A 20,162-nucleotide genomic window follows, 5' to 3' on the forward strand; every position below is an offset into this window, starting at 1 on the left:
CCTCGCGAGGGGGTGGGAGAGTAGGACGCCGCCGGACACCCATTCACGAAAGGCCCACCCCACACCGGGGTGGGCCTTTCGCATACCCCCGAACACCCAACCCGGCAGCCCGAGGATCTCCCACACCCTGACGGCCACGGGGTTCTGACGGTCCGCCTCGCGGCGTGCCTACCGCTCCTCGACGGACCGGGCGATGCCCGCTCCCGCGCCGTCGGTGTTCCCGTGTCGGCCCTGGCGTGGGCCGGCGGCCTGCCCCGATGGTCGGGCACGGGCGGCGGCGGCGGCACCTTGAAGACCACCGACCCCACTACTCCGTGTCCGTCGCGTCCGCGCCTCACTGGCCGCCTGCACGGCGCGCGGCGGCATCCGGGACGAGGTTTGCTGGTCGGGTCCGTGGCGGGTGAGGGTGTGGCGTGGTGGCATGGGATCGCGGGGAAGACCGCGCGGTGCGCGGGGATCGACAGGGCACGCGATCGCGCCTGAGCGGGTGCCCGAGGGGGTGCCGTGTCCGTGCCTGCCGTCACATCCGGTGAGGGCCGTGCACTCGCTCTTCGAGCAGCGTGGCGTGGGAGAATACCGCTCGTGTCGGCGTCGGAAAGGAAGATCGTGAGCGATTCAGAGCGGGACGGAAACAGGGGCGGTGCGGGGGGTCGCGCATCGTCGTCCCGTGACGGCTCACGCGATCGAGCTCGCGACGGTGGTCGCGGCTCGTCCTCGTCGTCAGGGGCGTCGGGCCGTGGCGATCGCCCGCAGCGCGCGGGTGGTCCGGGCGCGCGCCAGGGCGGGGCACGGCCGGCGGGTGGTGGCTCCTCCCGCGACGGGCAGGGGGCGCCCGGCGGTCGTGGACGCGAGTACCGGGAGAACCGCGCGGGTGGTGCGGAGCGCCGGGGGCGTGCCGACGGCCCCTCGCGCGGCGACCGGGAGCGCACCGGACGGCGGCCGGAGGACGGCCGTGGGTCGGGCGACGCCCGGGGCTCGCGCGACCGCCGTGACGGCGGTGCGCGGGAGTGGCGCGACGACCGCCCCGGCCGGGGCCGCGACCAGAGCCGCGACGGCTACGGCCGACGGGAGGACCGCGGCGGGGCCGCGAACCGTACGGACAGGCGAGACTCTCGGGACCGGGACACCGCCCGCGAGGAGCGTCCCCGTACGGCACGTCGGCCGGGCGGGCACGACGCTCGCGGTGCCGGTGAGGACCGGGCGCGCCAGGGGCGCCGGCCCGATGAGCGCGAGGCTCGCGACGCGCATGGCTCGGGCGAGCGCACCGGACGCCGTCCGGACTCGGGGTACGGCCGCACCCGCGACACCCGCGACACCCGGGACGACCGCCTTCGCGGCCCGCGTCGCGACCGCGACGACGACCGTCGCCCCGCGCGCGGGGACCGGGACGGCAGCGGACGTCCGGACTACCGCTCCGGCGGACGACCGGACGGTGGAGGGCGCGGCCGCTCGGACGGCCAGGGGCGCGCGGCGGGTGCGGGACGACCCGCACGGCCCGCGGCAGGTGCGGAGCGGCGCCCCCGCGTCGTGGAGCCGGAGATCGCCGACGACGCGTCGATGGGTCAGCTCAGCCGCGACGTCCGCGGCCGCCTGCGCGGGCTGACCAAGGAGAACGCCGAGCGCATCGGCCTGCACCTCGTGATGGCGGGGCGGCTCCTCGAGGTCGACCCCGAGCGCGCGTACGAGCACACGCAGGCAGCGGTGCGCCGCGGCGGCCGGGTGGACGTCGTCCGGGAGGCTGCGGGCATCGCGGCGTACCGGACCGGGCGCTTCGCCGAGGCGCTGCGGGAGCTTCGCACGGTGCGACGTCTCAACGGCTCCTCCGAGCACCTCCCGTTGATGGCGGACGCGGAGCGCGGCCTCGGGCGCCCCGAGCGCGCGCTCGCCCTCGCCTCGAGCGAGGAGGCGCGCACGCTCGACGCCGAGGGGCGCACCGAGCTCGCCATCGTCGCGAGCGGAGCACGCAGCGACCTCGGGGAGCACGACGCCGCGCTCGCCGTGCTCGACCGGATCCCCGCTGCCGAGCGGCGCGGCGACCTCGGGCTCCGGGTGCTCCAGGCCCGCGCGGCAGCCCTGGAAGCGGCAGGCCGCGAGGAGGAGGCGGCACAGCTCTTGGCGGGGGTCGACCCGGCCGAGCTCGCGCGCGCCTCCGGCGTGCCGGAGGAGTCCGACGACGTCGTCGTCTACGACACGTACGACGAGGATGCCGTCGACGCGGACGACGCGGCCGCGGACCCCGGCGACGCGGACGACGCGGTTGCCGTCGGCGTGGACGACGACGGCGAGAGGGCTGAGGCCGAGGACGCTGCGGGGTCCGACGTCCCCGGGTCCGACACCGACCGGACGGAGCAGGCGAAGGAGCCCGGGACGGACGCGGGCCAGGCATGACGGCGTCCCTGTCGGGCAGCACGGGCCCCCTCGCAGCGGCGCACGACCTGGCCTTGGTCGACCTCGACGGTGTCGCCTACAAGGGTCACCTGCCCATCCCGCACGCGGCCGAGAGCCTGACGGCGGCACGGGCCGCAGGGCTGCAGCTGGTCTTCGTGACGAACAACGCGTCGCGCGAGCCCGAGGAGGTGGCAGGCCAGCTCACCGGGCTGGACATCCCGACCGACGCGGACGAGGTCATGACGGCGGCCCAGGCGTGCGCGGCGCTGCTGCGCACGCGACTGGAGCCCGGCGCCCGCGTGCTCGTCGTCGGCGGGGCGGGCCTGAGGACGGCGGTCGCCGGAGCGGGCCTGACGGTCGTCGACTCCGCCGACGACGCCCCCGACGCCGTCGCCCAGGGCTACGCGACGGGCCTGGCCTGGAGCGACCTCGCCGAGGCGGCCTATGCGGTCGCCGGCGGTGCCTGGCACGTGGCGAGCAACCTCGACCTGTCGCTCCCGACGGCGCGGGGCTTCGCTCCCGGCAACGGGGCGCTCGTCGGGGCGGTCGTGGCCGCCACCGGGGTCGAGCCGGACAGCGCGGGCAAGCCGTCACCCACGATGTACCGCCTGGCGGTCGACCGGGCGGGTGCGGAACGCCCGCTGGTGATCGGGGACCGCCTCGACACCGACCTCGCGGGTGCCCGCGCCGGCGGCTTTCCCGGCCTGCACGTGCTGACGGGTGTGTCCACGGCGCGGGACGCCGTGCTGGCGGAGCCCGGCCAGCGCCCGGACTTCGTCGGCGCCGACCTGCGCGCCCTGCTCGAGCCGCACCCCCTCCCGGAGCGATCCACCGACGGCTGGTGGACGTGCGAGGGCCGCGCGGCACGGGTGGTGGACGGGGCGTTGGAGCTCGATCGCCGCGGCCCGCACGGGATCGACGTCGTCCGCGCGGCCTGCGCGGCCGCGTGGGACGCCGCGGACCGAGGTGCTCCGGCGGCGGCGTCGACCGTTCCGGAGCTGCGCGCCTGACCGCACGGTCGCGGGGCCCGGGGCACGCCCCGCCGTCGTGCCGCCGCCCGGTGGGCACGGCGGCGGAGGACATCTCGGGAACGGTCGCGACGGACCTGGTCGCGGGCTGTGCGTCGTGCGCTCGACGCCCGCGCCAGCAGGTAGCGTGGACCCGGACCTCGGACGGCGGCACAGCCCGCGCGACCAGCCGCCCCTCGGACCGGCGGTCCGCGCGCACCCGCCCGGGTGCCGGCGACGAGACCACGACCGCGAGCGGCAGGGAGGGACCATGACGCAGGACCAGCCGACGACCGGAGCCGTGCCCGCCGACCCGACGGCCGACCGCGCCACCGGACCCGCTGCCGAAGCTCCCGCCGCGGCCCGGCCGACACCTCGGTCTCCCCGCGCCCCTGGCGCCGATACCGGCCCGCGGACCGGTGTCGACGAGCTAGAGGGCCTGGACGACCTCCCCGTCGCCGAGCACGTGGAGCGGTTCGCCGCGGTGCACGACGCGCTGCGCGCACGGCTCGACGGCGCACCGGACGCCGGGCAGGACGACGGCCCGGCGGCAGGGCCACGGCGTTGACGGCGGTGGCACGCACGGACGTCCGGATGGACGCGGAGCTCGTCCGCCGCGGCCTGGCCCGGTCGCGCCGGCAGGCGGTCGAGCTGATCGACGCGGGCCGGGTACGGCTGGGCGACCGCGTGGTCACGAAACCCTCCGCGCCCGTGCCCGACGGCGCGTCCGTCACGGTGCTCCCGGACCCCGAGGACCAGGCGTACGCGTCGCGCGCCGGCGGCAAGCTGGCCGGGGCGCTCGACGCGCTCGCGGACGACCCCGCCGGGCAGGAGCTGCTGCGGGCGGTCGACGGCGGATGGTGCCTGGACGTCGGCGCGTCGACCGGCGGTTTCACGGACGTGCTGCTGCGCCGGGGCGCGCGGCACGTGGTGGCCCTCGACGTCGGGCACGACCAGCTCGTGCCGTCGCTGCGGGCCGACCCCCGGGTCACGGTCGTCGAGGGGTTCAACCTGCGCGACCTCACGCCGTCCGACCTGGAGCGCGCCCCCGACGTCGTGGTGGGCGACCTGTCCTTCATCTCCCTCGCGCTCGTGCTGGGCCCGCTCGCCGCCGTGCTCTCCCCGGAGGGGCACGCCCTGCTGCTGGTCAAGCCGCAGTTCGAGGTCGGCCGCGAGCGGCTCGGCAGCGGTGGCGTCGTCCGCGACCCGGCCCTGCACGCCGAGGCGGTGCTCGCCGTCGTGCGGGCCGCGGCGGGTTACGGCCTGCGCGCGTGCGCGGTGGTGCCGAGCCCGCTGCCGGGGCCCAGCGGCAACCGCGAGTACTTCTGCTGGTTCCGCCCCGACGGCCAGGCTGCGGCGACGGCCGCCGACACGGCCGAGCGCGCCGTGGCGGCCGCCGTCGCCTGGCAGCCGGGCGCCCCCGACGCGCCGTCGTCCGTCCCGCCCGTCCTGCCCATCGGAGGAGCACAGTGAGCCGCCGAGTCCTCATCGTCACCCACGGGGGCCGCCCGGAGGCCGTGGCGGCGCTGTCCGAGGCCGTGCGCGAGCTCACCGAGGCGGGCTTCGAGGTCGCCCTGCACGACGACGACCTCGCCGAGTCGTTCGGCGACCACATGGCCGCGGCGCGCGCCCGGGAGGGCGTCACGGACTCCGAGGCCGTCATGGTGCTCGGCGGCGACGGCACCATCCTGCGTGCCGCCGAGCTGACGCACGGCACCGGGGTCCCGCTCCTGGGGGTCAACCTGGGGCACGTCGGCTTCCTCGCCGAGAGCGAGCGCGACGACCTGCGCCACGCGGTGCGGCGGCTGGCCGCCCGCGACTACGAGGTCGAGGAGCGCGCCGTCGTCGACGTCGCCGTGCACCTGCCGGGGGAGGAGACCCCCCGGACCGGGTGGGCGCTCAACGAGGCGACCGTGGAGAAGGCGCGGCGCGAGCGCATGGTCGAGGTCGGCATCGCCGTCGACGGTCGCCCGCTCTCGTCGTTCGGCTGCGACGGCGTGGTGATGTCCACGGCGACCGGCTCGACGGCGCACGCGTTCTCGGCGGGCGGGCCGGTGATGTGGCCCGAGGTGGACGGCGTGCTGCTGGTCCCGCTGTCGGCGCACGCGCTGTTCGCGCGCCCCCTGGTGATCGGCCCCCGCTCGACGTACACGGTCAAGGTGCTCGAGCGCAGCCCGGTCCCGGCGGTGCTGACCTGCGACGGCCGGCGACGCATCGACCTGCCGGTCGGGTCGTGGGTGGAGGTGCGGCGGGGCGCGCTGCCGCTGCGGTTCGCGCGGCTCTCGCCCGCGCCGTTCACCGACCGGCTGGTGTCCAAGTTCTCGCTGCCGGTCGTCGGCTGGCGCGAGCTGGCGGCCCAGCGCCCGGACCATCGGGCGCCGGCGCCCGGGCCGGGCGACGACGAGAAGCTCGACGAGCACGACAAGGAGGCGTGAGGTGCTCGAGGAGATCGCGATCGAGAACCTGGGCGTGATCCGCGCCGCCCGGGTGCCCCTGGCCGACGGGCTGACCGTCATCACGGGCGAGACGGGCGCGGGCAAGACGATGGTGCTCACCGGGCTGGGCCTGCTCATGGGCGGCAAGGCCGACCCCGCCGCCGTCCGACCCGGCGCGGACGGCGCCGTCGTCGAGGGCCGGCTCCGCGTCGCCGCGCACCCGGGCGTCGCCGCGCGGGTCGACGAGGCGGGCGGCGAGGTCGACGACGACGGGACCGTCGTGGTGCTCCGCACGGTCGCGGCGGCAGGCCGCTCCCGCGCCCACCTCGGCGGGCGTGGCGTGCCGCAGGCCGTGCTCGCCGAGATCGCGGACGAGCTCGTGACCGTGCACGGCCAGGCCGACCAGCTGCGGCTGCGCACGGCGGCCAAGCAGCGCGAGGCGCTGGACACCTTCGCCGGCCCCGACCACCAGGACGACCTCGACACCTACCGGGCGGCGTGGTCCGAGCGTGCCGGGCTTCTGGCGGAGATCGACGACCTCACCGCGCGGGCCGCCGAGCGCGCCCGGGAGGCGGAGCTGCTGCGGCTCGGCCTGGCCGAGGTGGAGCGCGTGGACCCGCAGCCGGGAGAGGACGCCGAGCTGACCGCACTCGTGGGGCGGCTGGGCAACGCGGAGCAGCTGCGCGTCGCGGCCCAGGAGGCGCACGACGCCGTCGCCGGCGACGACGTGGAGACGGCCGGCAGCGCGGTGGAGGCGGTCGAGCGGGCGCGGCGGGCGCTGGAGGCCGCGGCCCCGGACGACCCGACGCTCGGTGGCCACGCGACCCGGATCGCCGAGGCGGGGTACCTCCTCGCCGACGTCGCGACCGAGCTGTCGTCGTACGTGAACGACCTGCAGGCGGACCCGGCGGGCCTCGAGACCGCGCACGCGCGGCTCGCCGCGCTCACGACGCTCACCCGGAGCTACGGCGAGACCATCGACGACGTGCTGCGGTGGGCGAGCGACGCCGGGCTGCGCCTGCTCGACCTCGACGACGGTGGCGAGCGGCTCGCCGGGATGCGCGAGCGCACGGCCGAGCTGGACGCCGAGCTCGCCGGCGCGGCGGAGCGGCTGACGACGGGCCGCCGCAAGGCCGCGGAGGCGCTCTCGGACGCGGTGACGCAGGAGCTGTCCGGGCTGGCCATGAAGGGTGCGCGGCTCGTCGTCGACGTCGCGCCCGCCGACGAGCCCGGGCCCTGGGGCGCCGACCAGGTCGCGTTCCTGCTCGAGCCGCACCCCGGTGCCCCCGCCCGCCCGCTGGGCAAGGGCGCGTCCGGCGGCGAGCTGTCCCGGGTGATGCTGGCCGTCGAGGTGGCGCTCGCCACCGCGCGCGTGGAGGCGGGCGCGGGATCGGGCCGGGCCACGACGCCCCTGCCGACGTTCGTCTTCGACGAGGTCGACGCCGGCGTCGGCGGTCGCGCGGCGGTCGAGGTGGGGCGGCGCCTGGCGGTGCTCGCGCGCAGCACGCAGGTCGTCGTCGTGACGCACCTCGCCCAGGTGGCCGCGTTCGCGGACTCGCACCTGGTGGTGACGAAGTCCACCCCCGAGGGCGGCGGGGCCGCGGCGGACGACGGCGCCGACCCGGGGGCCGGCATCACGGTGACGGGCGTGCGCGAGGTCACGGACGACGCCCGGGTCCGCGAGCTGGCGCGGATGCTTTCGGGGCAGGAGGAGTCCGCGACCGCCCGTCAGCACGCGGTCGAGCTCCTGGAGTCCTCCACCGTGGGACGATAGGGGCGATGAGAATGATCCTGCGCAAGTCCGAGCGTGCGCCCGACGCCGGCGACGAGAACACCGACGTGACAGGGCCGGCCCGGGTCGGATCGCGGACCAAGGACCTCACGAAGCGTCTGCACGCCGGTGACGTGGCCGTCATCGACCACGTGGACATCGACCGGGTCGCGGCGGACGCGCTGGTGGCGGTCAGCCCGGCGGCGGTGCTCAACGCCGCCCGCTCGACGTCGGGCCGGTACCCGAACGCGGGGCCCGGCATCCTCGTCGACGCCGGCATCACCCTGGTCGACGACCTGGGCCCCGCCGTGATGGCGCTGCCCGAGGGCGCCGCGGTGCGGATCGACGGCGGCACCGTGGTCGTCGACGGCACCACCGTGGCGGAGGGCGTGCGCCAGTCTTCGGAGACCGTCGCGGCCGACATGGTCGCGGCGCGCGAGGGGCTGTCGGAGGAGATCGAGAACTTCGCCGAGAACACGATGACGTACCTGCGTCGCGAGCGGGACCTCCTGCTCGACGGCGTCGGCGTGCCGGACGTGCGGACGAAGTTCGACGGTCGGCACGTGCTGATCGTCGTGCGCGGCTACCACTATCGCGAGGACCTGGCGATGCTGCGGTCCTACATCACGGAGAACCGGCCGGTGCTGGTCGGTGTCGACGGCGGTGCCGACGCGATCATCGACGCGGGCTGGAAGCCGGACATGATCGTCGGCGACATGGACTCGGTGTCCGACCGTGCGCTGTCGTCGGGGGCGGAGATCGTGGTGCACGCGTACCGCGACGGCAACTCGCCCGGGCTGGACCGCGTGCAGGCGCTCGGCGTCGAGCCCGTGGTGTTCCCCGCGACGGGGACCAGCGAGGACATCGCCATGCTCCTCGCCGACGACAAGGGGGCCGAGCTGATCGTCGCGGTCGGCACGCACGCGACGCTGGTCGAGTTCCTCGACAAGGGGCGGGCGGGCATGGCCAGCACCTTCCTCACCCGGCTGCGCGTGGGCGGCAAGCTCGTCGACGCCAAGGGTGTGTCCCGGCTGTACCGCACCCGGATCTCGAACCTGCAGCTCACGCTGCTGTCCCTGGCGGGCGTGGCCGCCGTCGTCGCGGCGCTGTGGTCCACCGCCGCGGGGCAGACGCTCTTCGGGCTGATCGGTGCCCGGATCGACGACCTCGTCTCCTGGGTGGGTAGCCTCTTCGGCGGGTGACGCTGCTGCGCGCCCCCCTGGCATCCCGCCCGACCTGACCCGACCGCCCCGACCTGACCGCCCCGACCTGACAAGGAACCTCTGCCGACCGTGATCGACTTCAGGTATCACCTCGTCTCGCTGATCTCCGTCTTCCTCGCCCTCGCGGTGGGCATCATCCTGGGTGCCGGCCCGCTCCAGGGCACGCTCGGGGACCAGCTCACCGAGCAGGTGGACGCGCTGCGCACCGAGCGCAACACGCTGCGCGAGGAGCTCGGGCAGGCGCAGACCACGGCCCAGGACCAGCGGCGCTTCATCGAGACCGCAGGCGACCAGCTGGTCGCCGGGTCGCTCGCGGGGATGAACGTCGCCGTCGTCGAGGTGGACGAGGTGAGCGACGCGAGCCGGAAGGCCATGCTGGACCAGCTGGAGGCGGCGGACGGCACGGTCGTCGCGCAGGAGCGGCTGGCCGCGTCGTGGACGTCGGCCGACGAGCTGACCATGCGGGAGACGGTCGCGGACGGGCTGCGCGAGAAGCTGCCCGCCGAGGCGGTCGAGGGAGTGATCGACGAGGACTCCGGCCCGGCCGAGCTGCTCGCGGCGTCGCTCACCGTGGCGCTCACCGACGCCGCTCCGGCGGGCGCGGGCCCGTCCTCGTTCAGCGAGGCCGCCCTCGAGCAGCAGCACCTCCTGGAGCAGGTGGGCCTCGTGGAGCAGGTGGCCGAGCCGAGCGCGCCGGCGGACGCAATCCTGCTGCTGTCGGGCGGCGCCACGGTGGCCGACGAGGAGGAGCAGACGCAGGACGCCGACCCGGAGCAGACGGGGATGGGCGCGCTCGCCGCGCTCGCGGGGACGTCCGCGGAGATCGCGGGGACCTCGGTGGTCGCCGGGCCGACGACGCAGGACGGGGACCTGATCGCCACGATCCGCGCCGACGACCGGCTCAGGGATCTGGTGAGCACGGTCAGCGGGGTGGAGCAGACGACGGGGCAGATCGTCGTGCCGCTCGCGATCGCGGCCCAGGACGCCGGCGCCGTCGACCAGTACGGCTTCGAGGAGGGCGCGTCCGTCCTCCCGCCGGTGGTCGAGCAGGGTGAGACGCAGGGGAACGGCTGATGGCGGGCGGTACCGGCATCGGCGCGCTGCTGCGCGGCGCGGCCGTCGCGGCGGCGGGCACGGCGCTCGCCCGGCGCGCGCTCGAGACCGACCCGCCCGGCGGCGCCGCGCGCTGGACCCGCACCAACCACCGCGGGGAACCGGTGAGCATGCTCGAGGGCCCGGCCGTCGCGGCCGGGCTCGTCGCGGGGACCCTCGCGGCGGGCGGCGGACGGGCGCGGACCGGGGCCGCGCTCGCGACCGCCGGTGCGGCCGCGTTCGGGCTCGTCGACGACCTCGCCGAGGACACCAGCACCCGCGTCAAGGGCCTCCGCGGCCACCTGGGCGCGCTCGCCGAGGGGCGCCTCACGACGGGCGGGCTCAAGGTGCTCGGCATCGGCGCGACGGCGCTCGCCGGCGCGGCGGTCGGCACCCGTCGTCGCCCCGGAGGGAGCGCGGCAGGTCACCTGCTGGACGTCGCGGTGAACGGCGCCCTGGTGGCCGGGACGGCCAACCTGCTCAACCTCCTCGACCTGCGTCCCGGCCGGGCGCTCAAGGCGTCCGCGGCCCTGAGCCTGCCCGTGGCGGGCGGCGCGGCCGGCGCGGGGACCGGCGTCGTCCTCGGGGCGGCCGCCGTCGCGGCGCCGGGTGACCTCGCCGAGCGCGACATGCTCGGCGACGGCGGCGCGAACGCGCTCGGCGCGCTGGTCGGTGCGCAGTGGGCGTTCGGCGCCCCGCGCGGGGTGCGCCTCGCCGCGCTGGCGTCGGTCGTCGGGCTCACCCTCGCGTCCGAGCGCGTGAGCTTCTCCGCCGTCATCCAGCGCACGCCGTGGCTGCGTGCCGCGGACGGGTGGGGTCGCCGCCCGGCGGCGACGCCGGACCGGCCGCAGGACCCGGCGCGGGAACCCGCCGCGGGGGAGTGAACCCATGACGTCGCGCCCGGGCGGGCTGCGGGCGGCGACCCAGACGCTCGCCGGCGCCGCCGTCATGATCACCGTCGTGACGGTGGCGAGCCGGCTGGTCGGGTTCGCCCGGTCGTTGGTGCTGTCGTGGGCGGTGGGCACCGAAGGCGTCGGCCCGGCGTACAGCGCGGCCAACCTGCTGCCGAACGTGCTGTTCGAGGTGGCCGCGGGCGGCGCCCTCGCGGGCGCCGTCGTGCCGCTGCTCGCCGGGCCGATCGCGCGGCGCTCCGCACGGGAGACCTCCGGGGTGGCCTCGGCGCTGCTCGGGTGGACCCTCGCGGTCCTCGTGCCGCTCGGCGCCCTGCTCGCGATCCTGGCCGGGCCGATCGCGACGCTGCTCATGGCGGCCAAGCACCCCGAGCTCGTCGACGTCACCGCCACGTTCGTGCGGACGTTCGCGCTCCAGGTGCCCCTGTACGGGCTCGCGGTGGTGCTCGGCGGCATCCTGCAGGCCCACAAGCGGTTCTTCTGGCAGGCGTTCGCCCCGCTGCTGTCCAGCGTCGCCGTCATCGTCGTGTACCTCGTGTTCGTCTCGATGGCGGGCGGGAACCGGGACGACATCGAGGCGATCTCCACCTCCGCGATCGGCTGGCTGGGCTGGGGCACGACGGCGGGCGTCGCCGTGCTCGCGCTGCCCCTCGTGCTGCCGGTGCGGCGGACGGGGACGCGGCTGCGCCCCACGCTGCGGTTTCCGGGCGGCGAGGGTACCCGCGCCCGCAACCTCGCGCTGGCGGGCGTCGGCGCCCTCGTGGCGCAGCAGCTGTCCGTGCTCGCCGTGATGGGCGCGGCCCTGCAGTTCGGGCCGTCGCAGACCTTCCCCACGTACACGTTCGCCCAGCAGGTGTACCTGCTGCCCTACGCCGTGCTGGCGTTCCCGCTCGCGACGAGCGCGTTCCCGCGCCTCGCCGAGCACGTGGCGCACGGTCGCCACGACCGGTTCCGGGGGCTGCTCGCCACGACCACCCGCACGCTGCTCGTGGTGTCCGGGCTGGGCGCTGGCGCGCTGGTCGCCGCGTCGCAGGCCGTGGAGGCGGTGTTCGCGCGCATCGCGAGCGGGTCGGTCGCGGGGCTCGGCGACGCCGTCGCGTGGATGGCGCCGGGGATCGTCGGGTTCGCGCTGATCCTGCACCTGTCGCGGGCGCTGTACGCGATCGACCACCAACGGGTGGCGGTGGTCGTCACGGCGGCCGGGTGGCTGGTCGTGGCCGTGGCGGCGTTCGCGCTGCCCGCCGCGACGGGCGTCCGGGACCAGGCGGGGGTGCTCGCCCAGCTCGGGCTGGCCACGGCGGTGGGCATGACCGTCGCCGGGGCGGGCCTGCTCGTGGCCGTGGGCCGGTACGCCGGGCGCGAGGCGCTGCGGGGCGTCCCACGGACCCTCGTCGTGCTCGTCGTCGCGACCGGGCTCGGGGCGTGGGCGGGGTCGCTGGTGTCGGGCGCGCTGCTCCCGGCGGACGCCGCGATCCTCCCGGCGCTGGGCGTCGGGGTGCTCGCCGCAGTGGTCGGGGGCGTCGTCGTCGTGGGCGGCTTCCTGCTGGCCGACCGGTCCGCCGTGACGGGGATCGTGCGGCGCCGCGGCCCCGCGCCGTCGGACGAGCCGGCCGAACCGGCCGACCGACCCGCGGAGTGACCAGACACACCGCGGGGCCCGCGTGCCGCCGTCCGACCCGCTGTTAGGATGGAGTTCCGTGGCCGACACCGCGAACAGACTCCAGCCCCGCTCCTCCAGCCGTACGGGTGCCACGCACCAGACGCGGCATATCTTCGTGACGGGCGGTGTGGCCTCGTCTCTCGGCAAGGGACTCACCGCCTCCTCGCTCGGGCGCCTGCTGCGCTCGCGGGGCCTGCGGGTCACGATGCAGAAGCTCGACCCGTACCTCAACGTGGACCCGGGCACGATGAACCCGTTCCAGCACGGCGAGGTCTTCGTCACCGAGGACGGCGCCGAGACCGACCTCGACATCGGTCACTACGAGCGGTTCCTCGACGTGGAGCTGCCGGCCTCCTCGAACGTCACCACCGGTCAGGTCTACTCCCGCGTGATCGCCAAGGAGCGCCGCGGCGAGTACCTCGGCGACACCGTCCAGGTGATCCCGCACATCACGGACGAGATCAAGTCGCGCATGCGTGACCAGGCTGGCCCCGACGTCGACGTGATCATCACCGAGATCGGCGGCACCGTCGGCGACATCGAGTCCCAGCCGTTCCTCGAGGCCGCGCGCCAGGTGCGGCACGAGCTCGGCCGTGACGACTGCTTCTTCCTGCACGTCTCGCTCGTGCCGTACATCGGCCCGTCGGGCGAGCTGAAGACCAAGCCGACCCAGCACTCGGTGGCCGCCCTGCGCTCCATCGGCATCCAGCCCGACGCGATCGTGCTGCGGGCCGACCGCGTGGTCCCGGAGTCGATCAAGCGCAAGATCGCGCTCATGTGCGACGTCGACAACGAGGCCGTCGTCAACGCGGTCGACGCGCCGAGCATCTACGACATCCCGCGCGTGCTGCACGCCGAGGGCCTGGACGCCTACGTCGTGCGCCGCCTCGACCTGCCCTTCCACGACGTCGACTGGGACGGCTGGAGCCAGCTCCTGGAGCGCGTGCACGAGCCGGAGCACAACGTCGAGATCGCGCTCGTCGGCAAGTACATCGACCTTCCCGACGCGTACCTGTCGGTGACCGAGGCGCTGCGCGCCGGCGGCTTCGACAACGACGCGAAGGTGGGCGTCCGGTGGGTGGCCGCCGACGACTGCCAGACCCCCGAGGGCGCGCAGGAGGCGCTGGAGGGCGTCGACGCGGTGCTGGTGCCCGGCGGGTTCGGCGTGCGCGGCATCGACGGCAAGGTCGGTGCCCTGCGCTGGGCGCGCGAGAACCTCGTGCCGACGCTGGGCATCTGCCTGGGCCTGCAGTCGATGGTCATCGAGTACGCGCGCAACGTGCTCGGTCTCGAGGACGCCTCGTCGACCGAGTTCGACCCGAACAGCACGCACCCCGTCATCGCGACGATGGCCGAGCAGCTGGCGATCGTGGGCGGCGACGGCGACCTGGGCGGCACCATGCGCCTCGGGGCGTACGACGCCCACCTCGGAGCGGGTTCGGTCGTCGCCAAGGCGTACGGCAGCGAGCGGGTGTCGGAGCGCCACCGCCACCGGTACGAGGTCAACAACGCGTACCGCGCCCAGCTCGAGGAGGCCGGCCTGGTGTTCTCGGGCACGTCCCCCGACGCGCAGCTCGTGGAGTTCGTGGAGCTGCCCGCGGACGTGCACCCGTACTACGTGAGCACCCAGGCGCACCCGGAGTTCAAGTCGCGCCCGACCCGCTCGCACCCGCTCTTCTCCGGGCTGGTCGCGGCGGCGCTCGAGCGCCAGGGCGCGTGACGGCGCCCGACGGCGCACCGGGGGCCGGCCCGTCCGTCGTGGACGAGCCTTTCCCGCGGCCGGTGCTGCGGCACGAGGTGCTGCAGCACGGCCGCATCGTCGACCTGGTGCGCGACGACGTCGACCTCGGCGCCGCGGGCACGGTGACCCGGGAGTACGTGGTGCACCCGGGCGCGGTCGCGGTCGTCGCGCTCGACGACGCCGACCGGGTCCTGCTGCTGCGGCAGTACCGTCACCCGGTGCGGGCGCGGATGTGGGAGGTCCCGGCCGGGCTCCTCGACGTCGACGGCGAGCCCCCGGCGGAGGCGGCCGCCCGCGAGCTCGCGGAGGAGACCGACACCACCGCGGCGCGGTGGCACGTGCTCGCCGACTTCGCGTCGTCGCCCGGCAGCAGCGACGAGGCGGTGCGCGTCTTCCTCGCCCGCGGCCTCGGCCGGGTGCCCGACGCCGACCGGCACACGCGCACGGGCGAGGAGTCCGAGATCGAGCTCCGGTGGGTGCCGCTGGACGAGGCGGTCGCCCGGGTGCTCGACGGCAGCCTGCACAACCCGTCGGCCGTGGTGGGCGTCCTCGCCGCGGCGACGAGCCGTGCGGGCGGGTGGGCGTCGCTGCGGCCGGCGGACGCCCCCTGGCCCTCGCGGCGGGGCGCCTGAGCGGCCGGTAGGCTCCACAGGCGTGCGTGACGCCCTCGACCCCGCTGCCGCTCCCGACGACGCGCCGGCGGGCGCGCCCGGGGTGCGGGTCCTCGGCCCGGTCCGGGTCGCGGGTCCGGACGGAGCCGAGCGCGCTCCCCGCGGGGCCCGTGCCGCGGCGCTGGTCGCGCTCCTGGCCCTCGCCGGGCACCGGGGCGTCTCCTCCGGCGCCCTCGTCGACCGGCTGTGGCAGGAGTCGCTTCCCGGCGACCCGCGGGCCGCGCTCCAGAACCTCGTCTCGCGGCTGCGTGCGGTCGCCGGCCGCGGTGTCGTGCGCGCGACCGAGACCGGCTACGCCCTGGGCGTCACCTCCGACCTGGACCGGGTGCGCGACGGGCTGACCCGGGCGCGCCGCGAGGTCGTCTCGGGGGACCCGGCGGTCGCCCAGGCGACCGCGGAGGACGCCCTGCGCCTGTGGGCCGGCACGCCCGGCGGCGACCTCGAGGGCGGCGAGTTCGCCGACGTCGCGCGCGAGCTGGCGACCGTCGCGCAGCGCTGGCGCGACGAGCTCCGTCTGGTGCGTCGTGACGCGGCCGAGGCCGCGGGCCAGCACGCCGTCGTCGCCGAGGCCGCCGGGGCGGACGTCGCCGCGGACCCCACGGACGAGGACGCCGCCCGCGCGCTCATGGGGGCCCTGGGCGGGCTCGGCCGGCCGGCGGAGGCGCTGCGCGTCTTCACCCGCCTGCGGTCGGTCCTGGTGCGCGAGCTGGGCAGCGAGCCCGGCCCCGCCACCGTCGCGCTCTACGAACGCCTCGCCGCCGACGTCGCCGGGGACGGCACGCCGGCGGTGCCGTCCCCGGCCCCGCCCTCGGCCGTGCCGACCGGCGCGGGGGGAGCGGCCGCGGCGCCCGCCCGGGCGCCCGCCGGGACGGCCCGCGGCCTCCGGCGCTACCCGACGCCCCTGCTGGGACGCGAGGCCGACGTCGCCGCCGTCCGCGACGCCCTCGGGACGGCGCGGCTCGTCACGGTCCTGGGGCCGGGCGGGCTGGGCAAGACGCGGCTCGCGCAGGAGGTGGCGCGCCGCGCGGTCGACGACACGGGCCTCGTGGTCGTCGTCGAGCTGGTCGGCGTGCGCTCCGACGACGACGTCGTCCTGGCGCTCGCCGACGCGCTGGGCGTGGCGCCCGGCTCGAGCACCCTGCGCCTGGCCGACCGGCTCCAGGCCGGCGACCTGGCGAGCCAGGTCGCCGCGCGGCTGCGCGACGCCGACGCGCTCGTCGTCCTGGACAACTGCGAGCACGTCGTGGAGGGGGCCGCCCGGTGGGCCGGCACGCTGCTGGACGTCTCGCCGCGGCTGCGGGTGCTGGCCACCAGCCGGACGCCGTTGCTGCTGGAGGAGGAGTCGACGTACGCGCCCGCGCCGCTCGGTGCCGACCCGGACGGCGAGGACGGCGGCCCCGCGGTGCGGCTGTTCGTCGAGCGGGCCCGCGCGGTGCGCCCTGACGCCCTGCTGGACCGCGCGGCCGTCGCGCGCCTGTGCGACCGCCTGGACGGCCTTCCGCTGGCCATCGAGCTGGCGGCCGCGCGCGTGCGGACCCTCAGCGTCGCCGAGGTCGAGGCGCGGCTCGACGAGCGGTTCGCCCTGCTCCGGGTGCGCGACCGCTCGGTGCCCGACCGGCACCGCACGCTCGAAGCCGTGCTCGACTGGAGCTGGAACCTGCTCACGGCCGGGCAGCAGGCGCTGTGGCGGCGTGCCGCGACGCTCCCCGACGGCTTCTCCGCGGAGGCGGCGCGCGCCCTGCTGCCCGGCGTGCCCGGGTGGCAGGTGGACGACGACGTCACGGCGCTGGAGCTGCAGTCGCTGGTGCGCGTCGAGGAGGCCGACGGCGCCACCCGGTACCGGATGGTCGAGACCGTGCGGGAGTTCGGGCTGCTGCGGCTCGCCGCGGCGGGGGAGGAGGCGGCCGCCGACGCGGCCGTGCTCGCGTGGTCGCTGACGGTGTCCCGGCGGTGCGCCTCCCGGATGCTGAGCCCGCGCCAGCGCGACGCCGTCGCGGAGCTCGGCCGGGAGCAGGAGAACCTGCTGTTCGCGGTGCGGCGCGCGATGGAGCTGGGCCGGCCCGACGCCGTGGTGCACGGCTTCGTCGGCCTGCTCGGCACCTGGGCCGTGCGCGGCGCGGAGGAGCGCGTCATCGGTCTGGTGCCCGGGGTGCTGCACTCCCTCGAGGGGTGGGCGGTGCCCGAGGAGCATGCGGACGCCACGGCGATCGCGCTCGAGGCGATCGCGGCGGCGTCGGTCTTCGGCGTCCCCGGCGAGGCGGCGCGCCCGCTGGCGCGCCTGCGGCGGTTGCTGCGTACGAGCGGGTCGGTGGGGTCGCGCACGCGAGAGCTCGCGGACCTCGTCCTGGCCAGGACCCCCGAGGACGTGCAGGTCGTGCTCACCCGGCTCCAGGGGTCGGACGACGGGTACACCGCCCTGCTGGGGCACATGTTCGAGGCGCAGCAGCGGGAGAACGACGGCGAGATCGCGCGGGCCGTCGAGCTCGCGCGGGCGGCGCACGACGTCGCGCGCGGGATCGACGACGCCGCGGCGTCGGCCATGACGGCGATGGTCCTCGCGTCGTTCCTCGCGGAACGGGGCGAGTCGGCCGAGGCGGTCCGCTGGGTCGCCGCCGCGAAGCAGGGCGTGATCGCGATCGGGGCGGAGGAGATGCAGTGGCAGGTCCGCTGGATCGAGCTCGGCGCCGCGCTCACCCTCGGTGATCTCGGCTCGGCCGAGGCCGTCGTCGCGTCGATGGTCCCCACCGTCGAGGGCGCGCACGGCGGGCGGGAGGCCCAGGCCCGCGGCGTCGTCGAGCTCGGTCGCGGCGAGCTGGCGTGGGCACGCGGCGACCGCACGGCGGCGCTCGCGCACCTCGCGCGGTCGCTGGAGACGTTCGGCGCGGGACAGCCGGAGGGGGACGCCGCGCCGTGGTTCCTCCTGCTGGCGTCGGCCACTCTGGTCCGGCAGGTGCAGGCAGGGGCCGACGAGGCCGGCCTCGCGCGCCGGATCGTCGACGTGGGTCGGAAGGTGCGCGGCGGCGGGCGCGGCTTCGTCGACCGGCCCGTGCTGGCGACGTCGTCGGTCGGCGTCGCGTACTGGGCCTGCCTCGTCCCCGCGGGGTCGGGCGACCTGGACCCCGGGCGGGTGACGGAGGGCGTCGAGCTGCTGACGATCGCCGGCCTGCTGGGGGCGCGTCAGGACCTGCCCGCCCTGCGGCTCGACGCGCTGCGCGCGGAGGTGGTCGACGCCCTCGCCGCGCACGGCGCGGACGTCGTGCGCGCGGGGGAGCGGCGGGCCGAGGCCCTCGACCGCGGCGACCTGGTGGCGCGCGCGGACGAGCTCCTGGTCCGCCTCGTGGGGGAGGTGGACCAGGAGCAGGGGCACCACGGGCCGGATCAGGCCTTCTTCATGTAGCTCCGCACGGCGAGCGGGGCGAACACCGCCACGACGACCGCGCAGCTCAGCAGCGCGATGCCGACCTGGCCGGTCACGCTGCCGGTGCTGGCGAGGTCGCGCACCGCCGTCACCAGGTGCGACACGGGGTTGACGTTGACGAAGCCCTGCAGCCAGCCGGGCATCGTGTCCACCGGGACGAACGCGTTGGACAGGAACGTCAGCGGGAAGAGCACCAGGAACGAGATGCCCTGGACGGACGACGCGGAGCGGCCGATGACGCCGAAGAAGGCGAAGATCCAGCTCAGGGACCACGCGCAGACGATGACCAGCAGGCCGGCGAGCAGCACGCCGCCGACGCCACCGCCCGGTCGCCAGCCCATCACGAGGCCCATGACGATGGTCAGCGTCGTGGCGATGAGGTAGCGGACGAGGTCCGCGACCAGGGCACCGGCGAGCGGGGCGATGCGGGCGATGGGCAAGGACTTGAACCGGTCGAACACGCCCTTGTCCATGTCCTCGCGCAGCTGGGTGCCGGTGACGGCGGAGGCCGTGATGACGGTCTGCACGAGGATGCCGGGGATGATGACCGGCAGGTAGGCCGCGATGCTGCCGGAGATCGCCCCGCCGAAGATGTACGTGAACATCAGGGTGAAGATGATCGGCTGCACCGTGACGTCGATGAGCTGCTCGGGCGTGCGGCGGATCTTGATGAGGCCGCGGCGCGCCATGGCGAGGGAGTCGGACACGGCCTGTCCGACGGTGACGCGGTTGCGCAGGGTGCGGTCGGCGCCGGGGACGATGCGTCCGCCGCGGACCTGCGCCGGCGCGGTGGTGAGGGTGGTCATGCGGAGATCTCCTCGAGCTCGGGGGAGCCGGCGGCGGCGCTCGCGGACCGGTTCGTCGCGGACTGGTCGGTGGCGTCGTGGCCGGTCAGGGTCAGGAACACCTCGTCGAGGGTCGGCTTGTCCATCGACAGGCCGTCGAGGTCGATGCCGGCGCCGCGCAGGCGGACCAGCAGGTCGGTCACGCGGGCAGGGTCGGCGACGGGCACGGTGAGGCGTCGGGCCTCGGGGGAGACCGTCGCCGCGACGCCGAGCACCTCCTGCACCGCCACCTGGGCGGCGGGGGCGTCGTCGGGGCGCACGAGGGCGAGCTGCAGGGACTGCTGCCCGACCGACGACTTGAGCTCGTCGGCGGTGCCCTCGGCGACCACGCGGCCGCGGTCGATCACGGCGATGCGGTCGGCGAGCTGGTCCGCCTCGTCGAGGTACTGCGTGGTGAGCAGCACGGTCGAGCCCGTCGCGACGAGGCGGCGGATGGTGTCCCACATCTGGGCGCGGGTGCGCGGGTCGAGGCCCGTGGTGGGCTCGTCCAGGAAGAGCAGCGGGGGCTGCGCGATGAGGCTCGCGGCCAGGTCGAGGCGGCGCCGCATGCCGCCGGAGAAGTTCTTCAGCGGGCGCGCGGCGGCGTCGGTGAGGCTGAACTCCTCGAGCAGGTCGCGGGTGCGTCGCGTCGCGGCGGAGCCCTTGAGCCCGTTGAGCCGGCAGAACAGCAGGAGGTTCTCGGTGGCGCTGAGCGTCTCGTCGACGGACGCGTACTGCCCCGTGACGCCGATGAGCTGTCGCACGACGAACGGCTCGCGCGACACGTCGTGGCCGAAGACGGACGCCCGGCCGGCGTCGGGCCGCAGGAGCGTCGCGAGCATGCGGATCGTGGTGGTCTTCCCGGCGCCGTTCGGGCCGAGGACCCCGTAGACCGTGCCGGTGGCGACCTCGAGGTCGACCCCGTCCACGGCGCGGTTGTCGCCGAAGGTCTTGACGAGGCCCTCGGCCTCGATCGCGGTGGTGGTCATGGCACCACCGTGCGGGGTGCCGCTCCCAGCGT

The 20,162-nt window shown here is 76.3% G+C and carries 15 protein-coding genes; 13 read left to right on the top strand and 2 right to left on the bottom strand.

Going from position 1 to position 20,162, the window contains the following annotated elements:
• Positions 1–1,557: 1,557 nt before the first annotated feature.
• From ACFQ8Y_RS16745 to ACFQ8Y_RS16805, 13 genes are all read left to right on the top strand, one after another.
• A complete protein-coding gene (locus ACFQ8Y_RS16745) occupies positions 1,558–2,388 on the top strand; it encodes a hypothetical protein (RefSeq protein WP_430586199.1) in 831 nt (276 codons plus the stop codon).
• Positions 2,385–3,398: an HAD-IIA family hydrolase gene (locus ACFQ8Y_RS16750; protein WP_430586200.1), complete on the top strand. Its 1,014-nt coding sequence runs from the start codon at positions 2,385–2,387 to the stop codon at positions 3,396–3,398. The genes ACFQ8Y_RS16745 and ACFQ8Y_RS16750 overlap by 4 nt, the downstream gene beginning before the upstream one ends.
• A gap of 268 nt (positions 3,399–3,666) precedes the next feature.
• Complete coding sequence (locus ACFQ8Y_RS16755) at positions 3,667–3,963, top strand: hypothetical protein (RefSeq protein ID WP_430586201.1); 297 nt, start codon at positions 3,667–3,669, stop codon at positions 3,961–3,963.
• A 5-nt stretch (positions 3,964–3,968) separates the two neighbouring features.
• Positions 3,969–4,868, top strand: coding sequence for a TlyA family RNA methyltransferase (locus tag ACFQ8Y_RS16760; RefSeq protein ID WP_430586202.1), 900 nt, complete (start codon positions 3,969–3,971; stop codon positions 4,866–4,868).
• Positions 4,865–5,830, top strand: a complete 966-nt coding sequence (locus ACFQ8Y_RS16765; RefSeq protein ID WP_430551716.1) for an NAD kinase — start codon at positions 4,865–4,867, stop codon at positions 5,828–5,830. Before ACFQ8Y_RS16760 ends, ACFQ8Y_RS16765 begins: the two co-directional genes overlap by 4 nt.
• Before the next feature lies 1 nt (position 5,831).
• Positions 5,832–7,604 (top strand): DNA repair protein RecN, encoded by a 1,773-nt coding sequence (gene recN, locus ACFQ8Y_RS16770; protein ID WP_430565142.1) that lies wholly within the window; start codon positions 5,832–5,834, stop codon positions 7,602–7,604.
• A gap of 5 nt (positions 7,605–7,609) precedes the next feature.
• Positions 7,610–8,803, top strand: a complete 1,194-nt coding sequence (gene steA / locus ACFQ8Y_RS16775) for a putative cytokinetic ring protein SteA (protein ID WP_430586203.1) — start codon at positions 7,610–7,612, stop codon at positions 8,801–8,803.
• Between the two features lie 90 nt (positions 8,804–8,893).
• Positions 8,894–9,898 (top strand): copper transporter, encoded by a 1,005-nt coding sequence (locus ACFQ8Y_RS16780; protein ID WP_430586204.1) that lies wholly within the window; start codon positions 8,894–8,896, stop codon positions 9,896–9,898.
• Positions 9,898–10,800 (top strand): hypothetical protein, encoded by a 903-nt coding sequence (locus tag ACFQ8Y_RS16785; protein ID WP_430562978.1) that lies wholly within the window; start codon positions 9,898–9,900, stop codon positions 10,798–10,800. Before ACFQ8Y_RS16780 ends, ACFQ8Y_RS16785 begins: the two co-directional genes overlap by 1 nt.
• Positions 10,801–10,804: 4 nt before the next feature.
• On the top strand, positions 10,805–12,466 hold the full coding sequence (gene murJ, locus ACFQ8Y_RS16790) for a murein biosynthesis integral membrane protein MurJ (protein ID WP_430586205.1): 1,662 nt from the start codon (positions 10,805–10,807) through the stop codon (positions 12,464–12,466).
• A gap of 58 nt (positions 12,467–12,524) precedes the next feature.
• The gene (locus ACFQ8Y_RS16795) at positions 12,525–14,207 is read left to right on the top strand and encodes a CTP synthase (RefSeq protein ID WP_430551722.1); all 1,683 of its coding nucleotides are present in this window, start codon (positions 12,525–12,527) and stop codon (positions 14,205–14,207) included.
• Complete coding sequence (locus ACFQ8Y_RS16800) at positions 14,204–14,860, top strand: NUDIX domain-containing protein (RefSeq protein WP_430586206.1); 657 nt, start codon at positions 14,204–14,206, stop codon at positions 14,858–14,860. Before ACFQ8Y_RS16795 ends, ACFQ8Y_RS16800 begins: the two co-directional genes overlap by 4 nt.
• A 22-nt stretch (positions 14,861–14,882) precedes the next feature.
• Positions 14,883–18,296, top strand: coding sequence for a BTAD domain-containing putative transcriptional regulator (locus ACFQ8Y_RS16805; RefSeq protein WP_430586207.1), 3,414 nt, complete (start codon positions 14,883–14,885; stop codon positions 18,294–18,296).
• On the opposite strand, the gene ACFQ8Y_RS16810 is transcribed toward ACFQ8Y_RS16805, so the two are convergent.
• Entirely contained in the window at positions 18,278–19,123 is an 846-nt protein-coding gene (locus ACFQ8Y_RS16810) for an ABC transporter permease (protein ID WP_430551725.1), read from the bottom strand. The two genes, ACFQ8Y_RS16805 and ACFQ8Y_RS16810, sit on opposite strands and share 19 nt — an antisense overlap.
• Positions 19,120–20,130, bottom strand: a complete 1,011-nt coding sequence (locus tag ACFQ8Y_RS16815) for an ATP-binding cassette domain-containing protein (protein ID WP_430586208.1) — start codon at positions 20,128–20,130, stop codon at positions 19,120–19,122. Before ACFQ8Y_RS16815 ends, ACFQ8Y_RS16810 begins: the two co-directional genes overlap by 4 nt.
• Between the last annotated feature and the right edge of the window lie 32 nt (positions 20,131–20,162).

It is taken from the genome of Isoptericola sp. NPDC056605 (assembly GCF_042792795.1).
In the GTDB taxonomy this organism is placed as follows: Bacteria; Actinomycetota; Actinomycetes; order Actinomycetales; family Cellulomonadaceae; genus Isoptericola.